This window comes from Pseudomonas sp. E1BtOHC1 (genome assembly GCF_058744285.1).
This window is the reverse complement of sequence record NZ_CP196023.1, coordinates 3854504-3870775: the sequence shown is the minus strand read 5'-3', so window position 1 is coordinate 3870775 and position 16272 is coordinate 3854504. Positions and strand designations below refer to the sequence as shown.

Here is a 16272-nt window from a genome sequence, read left to right as displayed (position 1 = left end):
CCTTGCCATGAGCCGCCCCAACGACCCGATCAAACAGGGCAAGGACGCACGCAAGCACTGCCCCCGCAACAGCCACAGCGCCCCCGGCCAGATCAAGCGCGACCCCCTGCCGCTGATCGAGGCCTCGAGCCAGGGCCGGGTCCAGTCCCTGGTGGCGCTGCGCTACGGCCGTATGCTGGTGTCGCCCTTCACTTTCTATCGCGGCAACGCTCTGCTCCAGGCCCATGACCTGGCCACCACCCCGGACATGGGCCTGCGCTCGACCATCTGCGGCGACTGCCACCTGATGAACTTCGGCGGCTTCGCTACGCCGGAGCGCAACCTGCTGTTCAGCGTCAACGACTTCGACGAGGTCCACCCCGGCCCCTGGGAATGGGACCTGAAGCGCCTGGTAGCAAGCTTCCTGATTGCCGCCCGGGACCTGCGCCATGGTGCAGCGGTGGAGGAAAGCGTCTGCCGCGAGCTGGTGGGGGCCTATCAACGGAGCATGGCCACTTGCGCCGAGCAAAGCGCCCTGGAGATCTGGTACGACGCCATGACCTACGAAGACCTGCTGCATCAGGCCCGGGCCAACAGCGCCACCCTGGAGCACGTGCAACGGGCCATGGACAAGGCCGAGCGCCGTACCCACGCCCATCTGCTGCCCAAGATCAGCGAACGCGATGCCCAGGGGCGCTTGCTGATCCGTGACGATCTGCCGGAGATCTTCCACCTGCACAACACCACCAGCCTGCTGGACCCGGACGACGACTGGATGCGCCTGGAAGACTGGCGACCGCTGTACGACACCTTCATGGCCGACTATCGCGGCACCTTGCAGGCCGACCGGCGTAACCTGCTGGCGCGCTTCACCCCCTGCGACCTGGCCTTCAAAGTGGTGGGCGTGGGCAGCGTCGGCACCCGCTGCCTGGTGGCGCTGCTCACCGACAACCAGCAGCGACCGCTGTTCCTGCAGTTCAAGGAAGCCCGCCGCTCGGTGCTTGCCGACTATGTGCGGGTGCGCTCGCGACCGCGGCACAACGGCCAGCGGGTGGTGGAAGGCCAGCGCCTGATGCAGTCCGCCAGCGACCTGTTCCTGGGCTGGACCACCGGCCCCAACGGCCGCCATTTCTATGTGCGCCAACTGCGGGACATGAAAGTGTCGGCAGAGCTGGAAACCTTCGACGCCGAAACCTTCGCCGCCTACGCGCGGATCTGTGGCCGGGCCCTGGCCCGGGCCCACGCCAAGGCCTCGGGGCAAGCGGCACTGATCAGCGGCTACATCGGCAAGAGCCAGACCCTGGCCGAGGCGCTGTGACACTACGCCCAGGCCTATGCCACGCAGAACGAACGGGACTTCGAGCGCTTCCAGCAGGCCTGCCGCAAGGGACGCTTGCAGGCCCGCTCGGAGGCGGATTTCGCCGCCGACCATCTGCCCTGAAACCCGGCCTCAGGTAATGGAACGGCTGGCCTGGGACTGTTCGGCGCAGAGCTTCACCCAGGCGTCGCTGTCCAGGGGCGGACTCAGGTGCGGCCCCTGGGCCTCATCGCACTGAATGTCATGCAGCGCCTTGATTTGCTCCGGGGTTTCCACGCCTTCGGCAATCACCTTCAGATTCAGGGCATGCCCCAGGTCGACGATGGCCTGGACGATCGAGCGCCCGGCCTGATTGCCGCCCAGTCCCGCCACCAGGCTGCTGTCGATCTTCAGGCCGTCCAGGGGAAAGGTCCGCAGGTACTGCAACGCCGAGTAGCCGCTGCCGAAATCGTCCATCAGCAGCTGCACCCCGAGGGACTTGAGCCCCTGCATGATCTCCAGCACCTGGCGACCGTCATCCAGCAATGCCTTGTCGGTCATTTCCAGCACCAGACGCGAGGGCGTCAGTCCGCTCTGGCCAAGCACGGTCCTGATTCTGGCCACCAGTTGCCCGCGCTGGAACTCGGTGGCCGACAGGTTAACCGCCAGCAGCAGGCGCTCGGGCCAGGCCCGGGCCGCGCGGCAAGCGGCGTGCAGCACCCAGTTGCTCAATGGCAGGATCAGCCCGGTGTCCTCGGCGATCGGCGTGAACACCTCGGGACCCAGCAGCCCACGCTGGGGATGCTGCCAGCGCACCACCGCCTCGGCCCCCACCAGTTGCCCGTCCGCCAGCCGATAGCGCGGCTGGAACTGCAACAGCAACTGATCCTGTTCAATGGCGTGACGCAGGTCGCGCTCCAGGCCGCGGCGCTCGATGATCCGCACATTCATGTCGCTGGCATAGAAACGCCAGGTACTGCGCCCCGCCGCCTTGGCCTCATACAGGGCGATGTCGGCAAAACGCAGCAGCTCCTCCGCCAGACTGGCATCAACCGGTGCCCGGGCAATGCCGATGCTGGCGCTGATGAAGACTTCATGCTCGGCAATGTAGAACGGCTCTTCGATCCGCCCGATCAGGCGCCGGCACAGGCCTTCGATCTCGGTTCGGGCGACCTGCCCCGGGACCACCAGGACAAACTCGTCGCCCCCGACCCGGGCCACCAGATCCTCCCCCCGCAGGCATTGGGCCAGGCGCTGGGACACCTCATGCAGCACCTGATCGCCCGCCGCATGCCCCAGCAAGTCGTTCACCGGCTTGAAGCGATCGAGGTCGACGCTGAGCATCAGCAAGGGCTCCTGCAAGATCGGCAGGGCCAACAGCTTGCCTTCGAGAAACTCCTGCATGCGCGTACGGTTGGCCAGCCCGGTGAGGGCATCGTGCTGGGACAGGTACTCGATGCGGCGCCTTGCGGCGACCTCCTCGGTGATGTCGCTGGCGGTGCCCCGGAAACCCCCGGCGGCCATGGCCCGCACCGAAAGGCGACAGATCCGCGGCTGCCGGTGGCCATCCAGGTAGGCGCATTGCACGATTGCCTGGGAGCGCCGTTCCGGGGCCGCCAGCCAGTTGCGCAGTGACCCCTGCTCGGAGCTCAGCAGCTCATTCATCGGCCGCCCCAGCGCGGCTTCCCGGGGCAGCCCGGTGACCGCCTCGAAACGCTCGGACAGGTAGGTGAAACGCAACTGCGGGTCCACCTCCCAGATCCAGTCGGACGCCGCTTCGGCGACATCGCGAAAGCGTTCCTCACTGGCCTGCAAGGCGCTGCGACTGAGCCGCAGGGCCTGGACCTGATCGTCCATGACCCGGGCCGCCGCCCCGGCCCGGCGCAACAGGAAGCCGGCCATGATGCCCGCCAGCACGCCCGCCAGCAGCAGCAACGGCATCACCAGCACCAGCAACTGATGCCCCGGGCGCGTCGGTTGCCATTGCAGGATTCCGGCGCCATCGGGCAGGGTCAGGGACGGCAGTACAACGGCCTGTCCGGCGCCGGCCACCTGCAACTGTTCGATGCCCAGCCCCTGGCCCAGGGCCTGCAGCCGCGACGGGTCCAGCCGCGCAACAAAGATCAGCACCGACTGCGGCCCGCTGTCGGCGCGCACTTGCGGGTCATTGCCCGGGCTCAACAGGTCGGCGACCACCAGCGCCGGCGTCCCGGCGATGGAGTGGTAATGACTGATGGCCTTGTCGCCGGCCGCCCGGCGCACCTCGTCCACCAGAGGCGCCAACTGCTCCCCCAGCCAATCCCGGGCATCCATCGACTCCAATCGCCCAGCCACCAGCGAATACACGGTTAAACCTGCCGGATTGATCACGAACACGCCGTCAAAACCCAGATCGTGGTACAGGGTCGGACCGAAGTTCTGCCGGGTGAAGGCCCAGTCGAGGTCGACCTGCAGGTGCAGGTGCTGGTAGGCGTCGCCCCACAGGGCATAGTCCTTGAGCGTGGTGCGGGCGTTGCTGTCCAGCGATTGCAGCGCCTTGTCGATATCCAGACGGTTGTGCTGTTCGGCGGCAAGGTTCTGGTCGAGGGCGATGTATACCAGCAGCACGCCGGTGAAGAGGAACAGCGCCAGCAGCAGCCCCGAGCATCCCAGCAGGGTGGCACGGGTCAGCGCCTGATTGGAGGTGCTGCGCCCTTGAGAAGGATCGAGACCGGGATTTTCCATATTGCTCCAGGCGCCATGGCGACAAACTGACCGATGAGGCCCTGCCCCACGCAGTCCTTGACGAAGCTCGCGCTTGCCTATTGACGATAGACAGTATTTTCCCGCCGGGCCTGAAAAAGCCCGGTGCCGGAGGGCTGCGGGTGTATTGAGGGGGATGGGTGAGAGATTGGGAGCAGGTGCGGTGCTGGCGCTGACGGCCACCGCGAGCGAGCGATCCGACCACCCGCGCCCCCCAATCGCGGCCGGGATCAGTCCCGGAGCGCGCTTGGCGTCACAGGCGGCAATTGCTCCACCCGGTGATAGATGCTCAGGCCCAGTCGCTGGCCGATCTGCACCATGGCATCGCAGCCCGCCGAGGCCCCGCCAATGCGCAGTACCGCATCGCAGCGTTCCAGCAGGCGTTCGGCATAGGCGTGGAACTGCGCGTTGTAGACCTCATCGCCCACCGCCTGGGACCCCGCCAGCCGGGTCATGGGCAATGCCACCCACTCCCCCAGCACCGGGAAATGCCCTGCCGCCAGCACCTGGGCGGCGCAGCGTTCCATGGCCTCGACATTGCGTGCCAGCAGCGCCGGGTCGTCGCCGGTGCCGGAGCGGTAAGGACCGGCCACCAGCACCATCAGGCTGCGGGGCTTGAGCACATGCAGCTGCAGGTACTGCAGGAGCATGATGGTCTTGCCGTCGGCGATTTCGCCGCTGTCGATCATGCCCAGGGCCTGGTCGATATCCAGTTCCAGGACCTCGATGTCCTCGCCTTCGTGCTCCAGGCCGCCACCTTCATCGATGCGGTCTTGCGCCTGGTAATGGCCGATGAAGAAATGCACCCGTTCGGTCACCGAGCCCGGACTCATGAAGGCGTCGAAGACCTTCTGCACCTCGCCCACCCGGCAACCGGTTTCCTCTTGCGCTTCCTGACGGATGCGCACCTCCGGGCTGGCGTTGTCCAACAGGCCGGCGGCGGTCTCGATCAGGTAGCCGCTGTGGTCGTTGACGAACGCCGGCATGCGGAACTGCCGGGTCAGCAGCACCGTGCGCCGCTCCAGGTTGTACAGCAGGATCGTCGCGCCATTACCGCGGTCATAGACCTCGCGCTCCTGGGCCTGCCAGCTGCCATCGCGGCGGCGCAGTTCGAAGCTGTATTTCTTCAGCACGTACCAGTTGTCGGAGAGGGTCTTTTCGGCGGTGATGCGGATCTTTTCCTCGCTCATGGCTGCTCCTGAGTGTGTGGGCCGGCGGGGCGAAACCCCGACAATTGTTCCAGCAACTGCGCGCGGTAGGCCGGGGTCAGGACAAATCCGCCCGCCGCCTGGCGTATATGACCGTCCGCCAGGCGCGCGCGAAACCAGTCGAGGATGAAATCCGGGGCGTAGCCGCCGGTGCCGAAGCCCTTGGCGAAGGCGATCATGTCCTGATAGACCTCCAGGTAGGCCTCTTTGTTGGGCACCGGGTGGCGGTTCTGGTACAGCCAGAACTGCAGGTCGTACAGCAGGTGCGACAGCGGGTCGGCGTGCAACGCAAAGTAGCGCTTGTCCTGGACGATGCGCAGGGCGATCTGGCGGATCAGCGGCCCCAGGTCAGGCACGTCCGGGAAGTGCTCAAGCAGCTCCTTCAGCAGCGGCGAGAACGGCGCGCTGGCCACCGTGTCCAGGTCGTCGAGGTAATCCTGCTCGGAGGTGTCATACACCTCCCAGGACACCAAGCCGCGGACAAAGGCCTCGAAGTTCGGCGCCAGGACAGTCACCTCGTAGTCGCCCTCCTGGTCCACGTGCACCACCCGGGGTTCACCCTCGGGGCCGCACTCGCGGTAGTCCAGGGCGATCATGTCATGCCCGGCGGACGGGCAATCGCAGATGTACACCCCCAAGTCCGGGTAGCCCCATTCCTCGATCATGAAGCGGCTGCCCAGGCCACCGCCCAGGGAGTAGTCACCGTCGCAGCCGATGCTCAGGAAGCTGTCGATCGCGCAGTGGTCCTCGGCCCAGGAAGTACCCTGCTCCGTGGGAAAACAGCTGAGGTGCGGGCGGCCACCGTTGTAGCGATTCATGAAGGCCACATAGGACTGTGGCAGGCGATAGCCCAGTTGCGCCTGCAGCTCGGCGATCACTGCGGGGCTGGCGGCTGGCCGGTTGATCTTGCTGCTGGTGGCCCGGTCCCAGAACGTGTCCAGGTCGATATCGTGGGGAAAGTTGCTCATCCGATGCATCCGTTGCGGTTGAAAGTCGGCCTGGGCCGAAAGCGACCCAGGCTACCGCAATCTCCCGTCACAGCCACCAGCGCAGAAGAAAAAAGAAGCCCATGCTCAGCAGCATGCTGACCAGGGTATTGCGGGTGTAGATCACCAGCGCAATGGCCACCAGCGAACTCAGCAGGTAGGGGTTGTCCCAGTGCAGGTTCAACTGGTGATCGGGCATGAACACGATCGGCCCGCAGATCGCGGTGAGCATGCCCGGCACCGCGAAACCGAGGAACTGCCGGGCGTTACTGCTCAGGCGCAGCGGCAGGCGCGGCTCGAGAAACACGTAGCGATTGAGAAAGACCAACAGGCCCATGCCGAAGATGACTGCCCAGACCATCATGCTTGCCCCCGATACAGTTTGTTGCAGACAAAACCCGCGGCCATCCCCGCCAGGCCCGACAGCACCAGGGCCGAGCCCCACTGCCAGTAACTGAACAGCACCGAGCAGCACAACGACACCGCGACGCAGACCACGGTGGGCACATTGCGCACCAGCGGTGTGATCAGGGCGATGAAGGTGGCGGCGATGGAAAAGTCCAGGCCCAGGTGTTCCAGGCCAGGAATGCTCTTGCCCAGCACGATGCCCAGCAAGGTGAACAGGTTCCAGGCCACGTAGAAGGTCAGGCCCACCCCCAGGGCGTACCAGCGGTCGAACTGCTGCTTGTCGTGGGCACTGGTCAGGGCGAACAGCTCGTCGGTGAGCAAGAAGCCCAGGCCCACTCGCCAGCGCCCCGGCAACGGGGAAATCACCGAGCGCATGCTCATGCCGTAGAGCAGGTGCTGGGACGTGAGCAGCAAGGTGGTCAAGAGGATCGAGAAGATCCCCGCCCCGCCCTTGAGCATGCCGATGGCCACCAGTTGCGCGGCACCGGCGAAGACGATGCTCGACAGCCCCTGGCCCTGCAACGGGGTGAGATTGGCCTCGATGGCCATGGAACCGGCCAGCAGTCCCCAGGGCGCGGTGGCCAGGGACAGCGGCATGATGGCGATGGCGCCGCGAATAAAGGCGGCACGGGGTAAGAGAACGCTGGACATAAAACCCTGCACACAGATAACGGACGCTGACTGTGCCATCTGCCGGCGCCCCTGGCTTGAACGATCTTGCGCAATTGCCCACCGCCCCGTGCAGGAGCTGGCTCCTACGGGAAATAGGGTGGCGCAAACGACAGCGCCCCTCACGAAGGAGGGGCGCTGGCTGATGCTACAAGCGGATTACAGCTGGATCAGGTTGCTGATCTTCACGTCCGGATCGACGTCGGCTTCGTAGTCGACACCTTCGATCTCGAAACCGAACAGGCGCAGGAACTCTTGCTTGTAACCGACGAAATCGGTCATCTCGTAGAGGTTCTCGCTGGTCACCTGGTCCCACAGCTGCTTGACCCGGTCCTGGACCGCCGGTTGCAGCTCTTTGTAGTCGGCGCGCAGGCGGCCTTCCTGGTCGATCACCGGCTCGCTGTTGTACAGGCTGTCCTTGTACAGGCCGTAGACCTGTTCGATGCAACCTTCGTGGCTGCCCTGTTCTTTCATCACCTTGAACAGCAGCGACAGGTACAGCGGCATGATCGGGATCGCCGAGCTGGCCTGGGTGACCACGGCCTTGAGCACCGACACCCGGGCGTCGCCGCCCAGGTCGGCCAGTTGCTGGCGCATGCCGATGACTTTGTGGTCCAGGTCCTTCTTGGCTTCGCCAATGGAACCGTTCCAGTAGATGTCGTGGGTCAGCTTCTCGCCCAGGTAGGTGAAGGCGGTGGTTTTCGCGCCTTCAGCCAGGACACCGGCTTCGTGCAGTGCGTCGATCCACATCTGCCAGTCTTCGCCGCCCATCACGGCCACGGTGCCGTCGATCTCTTCCTGGGTCGCCGGCTGCAGGGTGGTTTCCTTGACGATTTCCTTGTCGGTGTCGACACCGCGCAGGGTCACGGACTTGCCCAGAGGCTTGAGGGTCGAGCTCAGCACTTCACCGGTCTTGGGGTGGGTGCGGCGCGGAGCAGCCAGGCTGTAGACCACCAGGTCGATCTTGCCCAGGTCGCGCTTGATGGTCTCGATGGTCTCGGCCTTGACCGCGTCGGAGAAGGCGTCGCCGTTGATGCTCTTGGCGTACAGGCCCTTTTCTTCGGCGAACTTGTGGAACGCCGCGGTGTTGTACCAGCCGGCGGTGCCCAGCTTGCCGTCAACGCTGCCGCGTTCGAAGAACACCCCGAGGGTGTTGGCGCCGCAACCGAAGGCTGCAGTGATCCGCGCGGCCAGGCCGTAGCCGGTGGAGGCGCCGAGGACCAGTACGTTCTTCGGCCCTGCGTCGATGGCGCCCTGCTGGGTGACGTAATCGATCTGCTGCTTGACGTTGGCTTCGCAACCCACCGGATGGGTCGTCACACAGATAAAGCCGCGAACGCGGGGTTTGATGACCATTTACAATCTCCCAATTTCAATGTGCCAGGCGCCGATAACGGCGGCGGCAGTGTCACTTGCTAAGTCGTAGACGCTCGCAATGGCTTCGCGTCACCAACCAATGGAATTTGCCCGGCAGGCCGGGGTCTTGCGCCAGTGCCGCGCCCTTCAGGCGGACATCCAGGCGGCCAGGGCCGAGACTCTAGCAGTTGCACCGGCCGGCTTCAGCATCCGCCCGGCGAAATTTCTCCGGCCCCCTTGCCTCATCGCTGGCGGGCCGGGGGCTGCTGCGGCCTCAAGGCATCATGTCCAGGGGCAACTGCGTGCCCTTGCTGCGCTCTTCGTACCAGCTCTGCACCACGTCCGGCAGGCTGTGCTTCCACTCCGGCTCGGTGGTGTAGTAGCGCACCCGTACTTCATCCTTGGGCCCCACCACCGCCAACAGCGCGACCCACAGCTGCCCCTGGGTTCCCCGCACGAAAATCGCCGCATTGGTATTGGCCAGCCCCTGCAGCCACATATCGGTAACCTCGGCGCCCTTGAGCTCGGCCGAGGTGTCCTGGGAGAACACCGAGCCGCTGTCGAGCAGGGTCTGGTAGTCCTTTTGCAGCAGCTTCCGGGCTCGCTGATCTTCCTCCTCGGTGCGCACCAGCGCGGTGGACAGCAAATCGTACTGGTTTTCCAGGATTTGCCGGGAGGCCACGTAGAGCCCGTCGTAATACACCCCCGAACCGGCACCGCAGGCATAGGAGTCGCCCTCCTGGGTCACCTGCAACAGACCGTTGCGCGGGGTGAAGCGCAGGTTGCAGCCCTCGACGCCGTAGCGGGCTTCGCCGCCCTTGAGCTGCAGCTTGCCCGCGAGCGCACCGGAATTGGCACCGCCCATGGCCGACAGGTCGAAGCTCAGACGATCTTCGCCGCTGCGCCGGATCACCAGCTCACCGCCGTAGAACGGGCTGACCGACACCCGCTGCCAGGTGCCCTGCCAGTTGAACGGGATATTCACATAGCGCAGCACCATCAGCCGGCTCAGATATTGGCTGCGCAGACAGCCCAGGTCGGCCTGGCACTGGTCGCGCTGTTTGAGCCATTCACGCTGGTTCAGGCGCAGCGTCTTGGGGTCCTTGGTCTCGGCCAGGGTGGCCGTCCAGGCCTTGCCCAGCCGGCTGTCCAGCCCGGCGGTATAGGGGTCGGCGCAGATGGCCTTTTCACTGGCACTGGCGGCCTTGGCGCAGTCGAAACTGCTGGCCTGGGCAGCGGTGGCACAGGCCAGGGCAGCCAACAGCAAGCCACTGGCCCGCAGTGGACGTACAAAGGGAGCGGACATGGGTCGATTCCATTCAAAAAAGGCTTTGCAAGAATACCTGCGTCGACTGCTCACTCACGAAGCCTTCATGAAAAAAATCCCTCTGCGCCCTCCTTCCCGGCCTCATGACCAGCCATACCAGCACTGTGACATCACCGACACTTGCAACAGCGCTGCGTTGCCCGATAATCAGCCACCGACTTGAGCCTCGACCCATGGACTGGAGAGCACGATGGCGTCCCCCCCGAACCCCCCAGGCCCCAACGGACCGTCGCAACTGCACTTCATCGAAAACAGCCCCTGGAAAGAGGCGCTGTTCACCACCTATGCCCTGAGCCTGACCTACTTCGAAAGCTACGTGCTGCCCCGACTGCGCGAAGCCGGCTGTGAAAAAGTCACCCTGCTGGTGGATATCCAGGGTTACCGCGGTTCGATGATGGAGTTGCGGGCGCGGCATGTGGGCAAGGACTACGCCTTGATCCCGGTGCGGGTCCAGGACGGTATTTTCCACCCGAAGATCACCTACCTGCGCGGCGAGGAGCAAGACCTGCTGATGATCGGCAGCGGCAACCTGACCTTTGGTGGCCACGGGCGCAATGTCGAGGTGCTGGAAGTCCTCAGCGCCGGGGAGCAGCCGGGGGCCTTCGCCGACTTCGCCAACTTCCTGGAAAATCTCTGCACCCAGCCGCACCTGCAGATCGCCGACGACAGCGCCCTCTTGCCCTTCATTCAACGGGCCCGGGCCCTCAGCCAGCAGTTTCATGATCAGGCTCCAGCGCAGCCGGTGGAATTGCTGCACTCCCTGGACACCGCCATCACCGAGCAATTGATCGAGCGCGCCGCAGGCCAGCGCTGGCACAGCCTACTGCTGCTTTCACCCTTCCACAGCCGCGATGCACAGTCCCTGGGCCATCTGCTCAAAACCTTGGGCATCCCTCGGCTCACCGTTGGAGTGCCGGGCAACGGCGTCTCCTCCTTTCCCCTGGAGCAGACCAGGGACTGGCCGGTGGAGATCGACTGGGTGACCCCCAGGGTCGACCACAACCAGCGTCGGCTGCACGCCAAATGGCTGGAGTTGCGCGGCGCCGGCAGCTGGACCCTGACCGGCAGCGTGAATGCCACCCGGACCTCCATGGACAGCACCGATAACGTGGAAGTGGCGGTGCTGCGCAAGCTCGAGCGCGCCACCGAAGAATGCTGGGAGCCCGTCGAGGCGCCGCACTTTGAAGCCGATGCCTTCGAGCGCCAGGACCAGGAGGCGGCCCTGTGCGTCTATGCCCGCCTCAACCAAGAGCAACAGCTGGAAGGCCGGCTGATCGGTCAGCCACCCCTGGCAGGAGAATGGCTGGCGACCCTGGAGTGCGCCGAAGAAGTCCTCGAAGTGGCGCCGCTGCAACTGACCGCCCAAGGCGGCTTCGTCTGGCCGCTGCAGCAGGCCCTGGACTCCAGACTGGACGAAGGGCTGCAACTGCGCTTGCAGCGCGAAACACAGAGTGCCCGTGGCTGGGTCTGCATCGACGCCTACCTGAGCATGCCCCTGCCGATTCGCAGCCTGTGCGGTGCCCTGGGCCGACTGCTGGGGGGCAACGAAGCCCAGGGCGATCTGCAAATTCTGCTCAACTGCCTGGTGGTGCATGCGCAAAAACTGCCTGAAGAGCCCGATGCGCCAATAAGCACTGAGCCCGCCACGACGCCACACCCTTCGCCTGACAACGAGCCAGCCGGCACTGAGCCGCCTGCGCCACAGCCGCCCCAGCGCCCTCGCCACTGGCTGCCGACCGTGGCCAAAGCCGCTGCCGGCCGCGACGGCAGTTGGGCGCTGCTCCAGGCCATCGCTGGCTTGCTGCACCACGCCAAACCCGGGCAAGAACCCGGGAGGCGCGGTGATGCAGCACCTATCATCGAACTGGACAGTGGTCGAGAAGACCGCGACAGCGACTTCGATCCGGCGTCGGACCCCAACCTCGAATCGCTGCCCTCTCCCAACCTGCTCAACGAGTTCAACCAGACCCTGCAGAGCCTGGTCAACCTGAAGGGCCTGAGCAGCCGCAAGAAAGCCCAGTTACTGTATGTCTGGTGTCATGTCGCCCTGGACTTCTATTTGCGTCGCCTGCACCTGCCGGCCAATGCCCGGGATTTTGCCCAGCGCTGGCTCAACTGCGTGGACCACGCCCAACTGGCCGCCGAAGATCGCCCGCTGGTGGACGAAGCGGTCTACGGCCTGGCCGCCACCCTGGCGCTGCCGGGCAGGCTGGCTTCCCCGGCAACCCTGGGGGCGCTGGACACCACCACGTTGCATGAGTACCTGGAGCGCTACGGCCAGGGGGCCGTGGACTTCGTCCAGGCCCGGCACCTGGCGCAACGCTGGTTCACCCAGGAAGCGGCGCAACAACTGGTGGACCATGGGGTCTGCGCAGCCCTGGCGGCCCTGGACGCGGTGCAGCAAACCAGCACCTTGCGGGCGCTACTCTGCAGCTACATCGAAGATCGTCAACAGGCCCGTCAGCAACGCCTGCCGGCGGACCGTTTCACCCCGCAAGAGATCATCGCGCTGCAACACATCCACTCCCCCCACAGCTCCCGGCCGGGTTACTACCGCGTCAACCATCGCACCATCAGCAGTTGCCCCAACACCCGCTGGTGCTACGCCCCGGTGGAGCGCGAAGCCCTTGCCCGCCTGAAGCAACGCCGCATCAACCACTGCCAGTATTGCCAGGCCCTGATGGTGTCACTCGAACCATGAACACATTGCCTCAACGCGCCTTTTTCGTATCCCCGTCCGTGCGTGAGAGCGGCGGCGTGGATTACCTCGGACTGCGACAAGCCAACCTGGAACTGATGGACCAGTTCATGCCGGGGATCAACAACCGCACCCAGTGGATTCGCCCGTATTCGGTGATGTGCTGGGCGGTGTGGATCTTCAATCGGCACCGCGAACCCTATTCAGGCGAGCTGCCCGTGGGTAAACGCTTCGAACGGTTCAGGGAAAAGATCGAGGTGCTGTTCGGCTGGAGCCATCAGTTGGTGGGTGAAGGTGCCTACATGGCCGGCAATGGCCAGTACAGCCCGCCCGGCAACGGACCTTTCACCCTGGACTTCAAGGCCTGGCATCGCGGCCCCAGCTGGTTCGATGCGGTGCAGTACGGCCCGTCGTTCAAGCCCGACACTGGCTTGGGCCTGGCCTGGCCGCAACCCGACGGCACTTACGCCGTCACCGAGGCCGGCGAAGCACTGGCCCGAGCCCTGGATCAAGGTTTGCGTACCCTGGCGTTCTATCCGTGGCTGACCTCGCTTGAGGACCGGCAGGGCAGCGTCGAACAGGCCAGCGCCGTGCATCTGCAGTGGGATCGCAATCGGCCGAGCGCCAAGGAAGCGCAGGTATTTCGCGATGAGTTCTACCCACCCGCGGGAATGGCGAAGAACCCCAGGGCCGGCCACCGAGAGTGCTCCATCGACCTGATCCGCGCCACGTTGCAGGTGCTGGGCAGCGAAACCAGCCTGCCGGCGCTGCGTCGGGCCATGGCGCTGCTGCCGATGTCCGACTTCCCGGCCGAGCAGGTGGCCGGGCTGGCCCCGACCCAGGCGCTGTGGCGGGTCCTGCAGTTGCGCCAAGCCCAGCGCCTGGCCTTTGAAAGCCTGTTCGGCTGGGTGGAACAGCATATCGCCCAGGGCCTGCACAGCAGTGAGGAACTGCGCGACCGACTGCTCTGCCTCGACGCCAGCCCACTGCAGGCCGACACCTCGGTACACGCCGCTCTGGAGCACTACCGTGCCTTGTCTGCGCAGGCAGCCAACTTGCTGGAGGCAGGGCTGCAGGTGGCCGAACTTGATCTGTTCGAGCGCATCGACAATCTGCAGGGGTACATCGACAACCACGACGAGCAAGCCGCCAGCGAGGCCTTGCAGTTGCTGTTTCTGGTGGCAGCCATCACCCAGGACCTCAGCGCCTGCCCCCAGCACAGCGCCTATCTGGACCAGGGCGGCCAGGCTCGGCTGTCGTTGCAGTACTGGGCTCGGTCACTGCAGCGCAAGCAGCAGATCAGCCTGGCGGAGCTGGTCCTCAACCTGATAGAGAACAACCTGCTGAGCCAGCACTTCGGCATCGCCGCCATCCGCATGACCGAGGCCAAGCCAAGGCTGCGCATCAGCCTCGAGGAACAAGGCCTGGTTTCCCTGTTGCCCGGTACCGACAACGCCTGGCGACCCGGGCTGACCGAAGACCGGCTGTACTCGACCCTGGCCTTGATGACGGAAAGTCGGCTGCTGCGCCGACGTTGGTGTGAAGAGACGAAAACCCTGTTCTATCAGTGTGCCGGCCAATGACGACCGATTTTCTCTGGCGACGCCTTTCAGAGGGGCGTACTAAGCTCTGCTCATTTGTCTGTTCAAGGATCGCGATGAACTGGGTTCTGGGTGTCATGCTGTCCCTGTTGAGCCTCGCCGCCATGGCAGAGCTGCGCATGCTGACCGACAATCATCCGCCGCTGCACTTTCAGCAGGGCCAGCACATGACGGGCTTCGCTGTGGAGGTGGTGCAAGCCCTGGCGCAACGCACCGGCGATCCGGTGCAGGTGCAGCAACGGCCGATGTTGCGCGCCTTGCGCGATGCCAGCGAGGCCGAAGACACCGCGGTGTTTACCATTTTGCGCACGGCCGAGCGCGAGTCGCGCTATCAGTGGGTGGGGCCGCTGATGCAGACCGAAACCGCGCTTTACGCCCGCACTAGCGACCACAGCGCAGTCACCGACCTGCACCAGACCCGGGGACAGATTGCCGTACCGCGCAAGTGGCTGGTCTACAGCTACCTCAAGCAACAGGGGCTGGACAACCTGTGGGGCGTGGACAGCCCGGAGATCATGATTCGCCTGCTGCAGGTGGGACGGGTGCAATACCTGGTGGCCGACACCATGAGCGTCAGCACCTTTGCCGCCGAAGCGGGCCTGCCGTTCGATCAGTTGAGCTACCAGATGCCGCTGATGCGCCAGGACGCCTATATCGCCTTTTCCCCTAAAGTCGACGCCGCCCAGGTAGCCCGCTGGCAGCGGGCCCTGGACGCGATGAAACGCGATGGCAGCCTGCAACGGCTCAAACAGCGCTGGCATATCGACCGCAGCGCCCCATCAATGAATTGAGTCGCCCATGACAAGCCTTCTCCCATGGCTGCCCATGCCCCATCAGCCAGCACTCGACTGCCCGCAGTGCGGGGCCCTGGCCCTGCACGATTACCTGCTGTCTACGGAGCGCGACCCGGGTGGATATCCCTGGCGCAGCTTCCTGCTGCATATCCCGTCACGGTTCAGGAGCCGCAAGGCCCGGCCGCTCCTGACCCGCCTGCTCAAGCGACAGCTGACGACGGCCTCAAGATAGAATTTGCTGACTCGTGAACGGCAGTAAATCTCGTCCGCCGCGGCGAGTTTCGCTACTATGACGAGCCTATTTCTGTCTTTGCCGACCCGCCAATCCGGAGCCCCAATGCCCAGTCCCAAGGACCTCGCCACTGACAGCAACGCCCCGATGATTCCGGAACAGCGCCGTGAGCAGATCCTGCGCCAGTTGCGCAAGCATCAGGTACTCAGCGTGCATCAGCTGATGGAGATGTTCGACTGCTCGCACATGACGGTGCGTCGCGATATCGCCCTGCTGGAACAGGAAGGCCGGGCCTATTCGGTCACCGGCGGCGTGCGCATCGCCAGTCAGTTGCACAGCGAGCCCAGCCATCAGTCCAAGGCCGTGGTGGAGCTGCCGCAGAAACAGGCCATGGCCAAACTGGCGGCGCGCCTGCTGCATGCGGACATGACGGTCTATCTGGATGCTGGCACCAGCACCCTGGAAATCGTGCCGTACATCAAGGCGCTGTCGGGCATGACCGTGGTGACCAACGATTTCGGCGTGGTCCAGGCGTTGCTGGACGCGCCCCAAGTGACGGTGATCCACACCGGTGGGCAGTTGGACCATTCCAACCATTCCTGCGTTGGCGGGCTGGCAGTGGCGACTCTACGCCAAGTGGTGACGGACGTGGCCTTTATCTCCACCAGTTCCTGGGACCTGCGCCGCGGCATCACCACGCCGTCGGCGCTGAAGGTGGAGGTCAAGCAGGTAGCGATGCAGTCGGCGACCCAGGTGGTGCTGGTGGCCAGCAGCTCCAAGTACGGCACCTTCAGCATGTACAAGATCGCCGACCTGGAGCAGTTCGACATCATCATCAGCGACACCGCCCTGGCGCCGGCCGCAGCGGACGGGATTCGCAAGCACGGGGTGGAGTTGCTGCTGCCGGCTCAGTCCTGAGTCAGCGATAACCCCCAGCAGTCCGTGGCGAGGGAGCTTGCTCCCTCGCCATGCGGA

The 16272-nt window shown here is 64.9% G+C and carries 12 protein-coding genes and 1 pseudogene; 6 read left to right on the top strand and 7 right to left on the bottom strand.

Features of this window, described 5'->3' with window-relative positions; translation table 11 throughout:
* Positions 1-7: 7 nt before the first annotated feature.
* A pseudogene (locus ACSSVC_RS17855) lies at positions 8-1420 on the top strand (DUF2252 domain-containing protein).
* A gap of 9 nt (positions 1421-1429) precedes the next feature.
* On the opposite strand, the gene ACSSVC_RS17850 reads toward ACSSVC_RS17855, so the two are convergent.
* The 7 genes from ACSSVC_RS17850 to ACSSVC_RS17820 all read right to left on the bottom strand — a co-directional run bounded on the left by ACSSVC_RS17850 (position 1430) and on the right by ACSSVC_RS17820 (position 9951).
* Positions 1430-4000 (bottom strand): bifunctional diguanylate cyclase/phosphodiesterase, encoded by a 2571-nt coding sequence (locus ACSSVC_RS17850; protein WP_492611105.1) that lies wholly within the window; start codon positions 3998-4000, stop codon positions 1430-1432.
* Positions 4001-4248: 248 nt separating this feature from the next.
* A complete protein-coding gene (gene nudK / locus ACSSVC_RS17845; RefSeq protein WP_346632741.1) occupies positions 4249-5208 on the bottom strand; it encodes a GDP-mannose pyrophosphatase NudK in 960 nt (319 codons plus the stop codon).
* Positions 5205-6194, bottom strand: coding sequence for an SMI1/KNR4 family protein (locus ACSSVC_RS17840; RefSeq protein WP_492611104.1), 990 nt, complete (start codon positions 6192-6194; stop codon positions 5205-5207). Before ACSSVC_RS17840 ends, nudK begins: the two co-directional genes overlap by 4 nt.
* Positions 6195-6261: 67 nt before the next feature.
* Complete coding sequence (locus ACSSVC_RS17835; RefSeq protein ID WP_346633056.1) at positions 6262-6573, bottom strand: AzlD domain-containing protein; 312 nt, start codon at positions 6571-6573, stop codon at positions 6262-6264.
* Positions 6573-7271 carry an AzlC family ABC transporter permease gene (locus ACSSVC_RS17830; protein ID WP_346632739.1) on the bottom strand — a complete coding sequence of 233 codons (699 nt, stop codon included), beginning with the start codon at positions 7269-7271 and terminating at the stop codon, positions 6573-6575. Before ACSSVC_RS17830 ends, ACSSVC_RS17835 begins: the two co-directional genes overlap by 1 nt.
* A 177-nt stretch (positions 7272-7448) precedes the next feature.
* Positions 7449-8645, bottom strand: coding sequence for an enoyl-ACP reductase FabV (gene fabV, locus ACSSVC_RS17825; protein WP_253166311.1), 1197 nt, complete (start codon positions 8643-8645; stop codon positions 7449-7451).
* Positions 8646-8919: 274 nt separating this feature from the next.
* On the bottom strand, positions 8920-9951 hold the full coding sequence (locus ACSSVC_RS17820; RefSeq protein ID WP_346632738.1) for a lysozyme inhibitor LprI family protein: 1032 nt from the start codon (positions 9949-9951) through the stop codon (positions 8920-8922).
* 211 nt (positions 9952-10162) lie between these two features.
* On the opposite strand from ACSSVC_RS17820, the gene ACSSVC_RS17815 reads away from it, so the two are divergent.
* The 5 genes from ACSSVC_RS17815 (at position 10163) to ACSSVC_RS17795 (ending at position 16215) form a co-directional block, all read left to right on the top strand.
* Positions 10163-12673 carry a hypothetical protein gene (locus ACSSVC_RS17815; protein WP_492611103.1) on the top strand — a complete coding sequence of 837 codons (2511 nt, stop codon included), beginning with the start codon at positions 10163-10165 and terminating at the stop codon, positions 12671-12673.
* Positions 12670-14253, top strand: a complete 1584-nt coding sequence (locus tag ACSSVC_RS17810; RefSeq protein WP_492611102.1) for a hypothetical protein — start codon at positions 12670-12672, stop codon at positions 14251-14253. The genes ACSSVC_RS17815 and ACSSVC_RS17810 overlap by 4 nt, the downstream gene beginning before the upstream one ends.
* A gap of 74 nt (positions 14254-14327) precedes the next feature.
* Positions 14328-15062 (top strand): substrate-binding periplasmic protein, encoded by a 735-nt coding sequence (locus ACSSVC_RS17805; RefSeq protein ID WP_404939657.1) that lies wholly within the window; start codon positions 14328-14330, stop codon positions 15060-15062.
* Between the two features lie 7 nt (positions 15063-15069).
* Positions 15070-15297 carry a hypothetical protein gene (locus ACSSVC_RS17800; protein WP_346632734.1) on the top strand — a complete coding sequence of 76 codons (228 nt, stop codon included), beginning with the start codon at positions 15070-15072 and terminating at the stop codon, positions 15295-15297.
* Positions 15298-15402: 105 nt separating this feature from the next.
* The gene (locus tag ACSSVC_RS17795) at positions 15403-16215 is read left to right on the top strand and encodes a DeoR/GlpR family DNA-binding transcription regulator (RefSeq protein ID WP_404939653.1); all 813 of its coding nucleotides are present in this window, start codon (positions 15403-15405) and stop codon (positions 16213-16215) included.
* The last annotated feature ends 57 nt before the right edge of the window (positions 16216-16272 follow it).

Excerpts from the sequence above, each read along its gene's own strand:
- ACSSVC_RS17840 (WP_492611104.1), bottom strand. The coding sequence starts at position 6,194 with ATGAGCAACTTTCCCCACGATATCGACCTGGACACGTTCTGGGACCGG.
- ACSSVC_RS17805 (WP_404939657.1), top strand. The coding sequence starts at position 14,328 with ATGAACTGGGTTCTGGGTGTCATGCTGTCCCTGTTGAGCCTCGCCGCC.
- ACSSVC_RS17850 (WP_492611105.1), bottom strand. The coding sequence starts at position 4,000 with ATGGAAAATCCCGGTCTCGATCCTTCTCAAGGGCGCAGCACCTCCAAT.
- ACSSVC_RS17815 (WP_492611103.1), top strand. The coding sequence starts at position 10,163 with ATGGCGTCCCCCCCGAACCCCCCAGGCCCCAACGGACCGTCGCAACTG.
- ACSSVC_RS17795 (WP_404939653.1), top strand. The coding sequence starts at position 15,403 with ATGCCCAGTCCCAAGGACCTCGCCACTGACAGCAACGCCCCGATGATT.
- fabV (WP_253166311.1), bottom strand. The coding sequence starts at position 8,645 with ATGGTCATCAAACCCCGCGTTCGCGGCTTTATCTGTGTGACGACCCAT.
- nudK (WP_346632741.1), bottom strand. The coding sequence starts at position 5,208 with ATGAGCGAGGAAAAGATCCGCATCACCGCCGAAAAGACCCTCTCCGAC.
- ACSSVC_RS17810 (WP_492611102.1), top strand. The coding sequence starts at position 12,670 with ATGAACACATTGCCTCAACGCGCCTTTTTCGTATCCCCGTCCGTGCGT.
- ACSSVC_RS17820 (WP_346632738.1), bottom strand. The coding sequence starts at position 9,951 with ATGTCCGCTCCCTTTGTACGTCCACTGCGGGCCAGTGGCTTGCTGTTG.
- ACSSVC_RS17830 (WP_346632739.1), bottom strand. The coding sequence starts at position 7,271 with ATGTCCAGCGTTCTCTTACCCCGTGCCGCCTTTATTCGCGGCGCCATC.
- ACSSVC_RS17800 (WP_346632734.1), top strand. The coding sequence starts at position 15,070 with ATGACAAGCCTTCTCCCATGGCTGCCCATGCCCCATCAGCCAGCACTC.
- ACSSVC_RS17835 (WP_346633056.1), bottom strand. The coding sequence starts at position 6,573 with ATGGTCTGGGCAGTCATCTTCGGCATGGGCCTGTTGGTCTTTCTCAAT.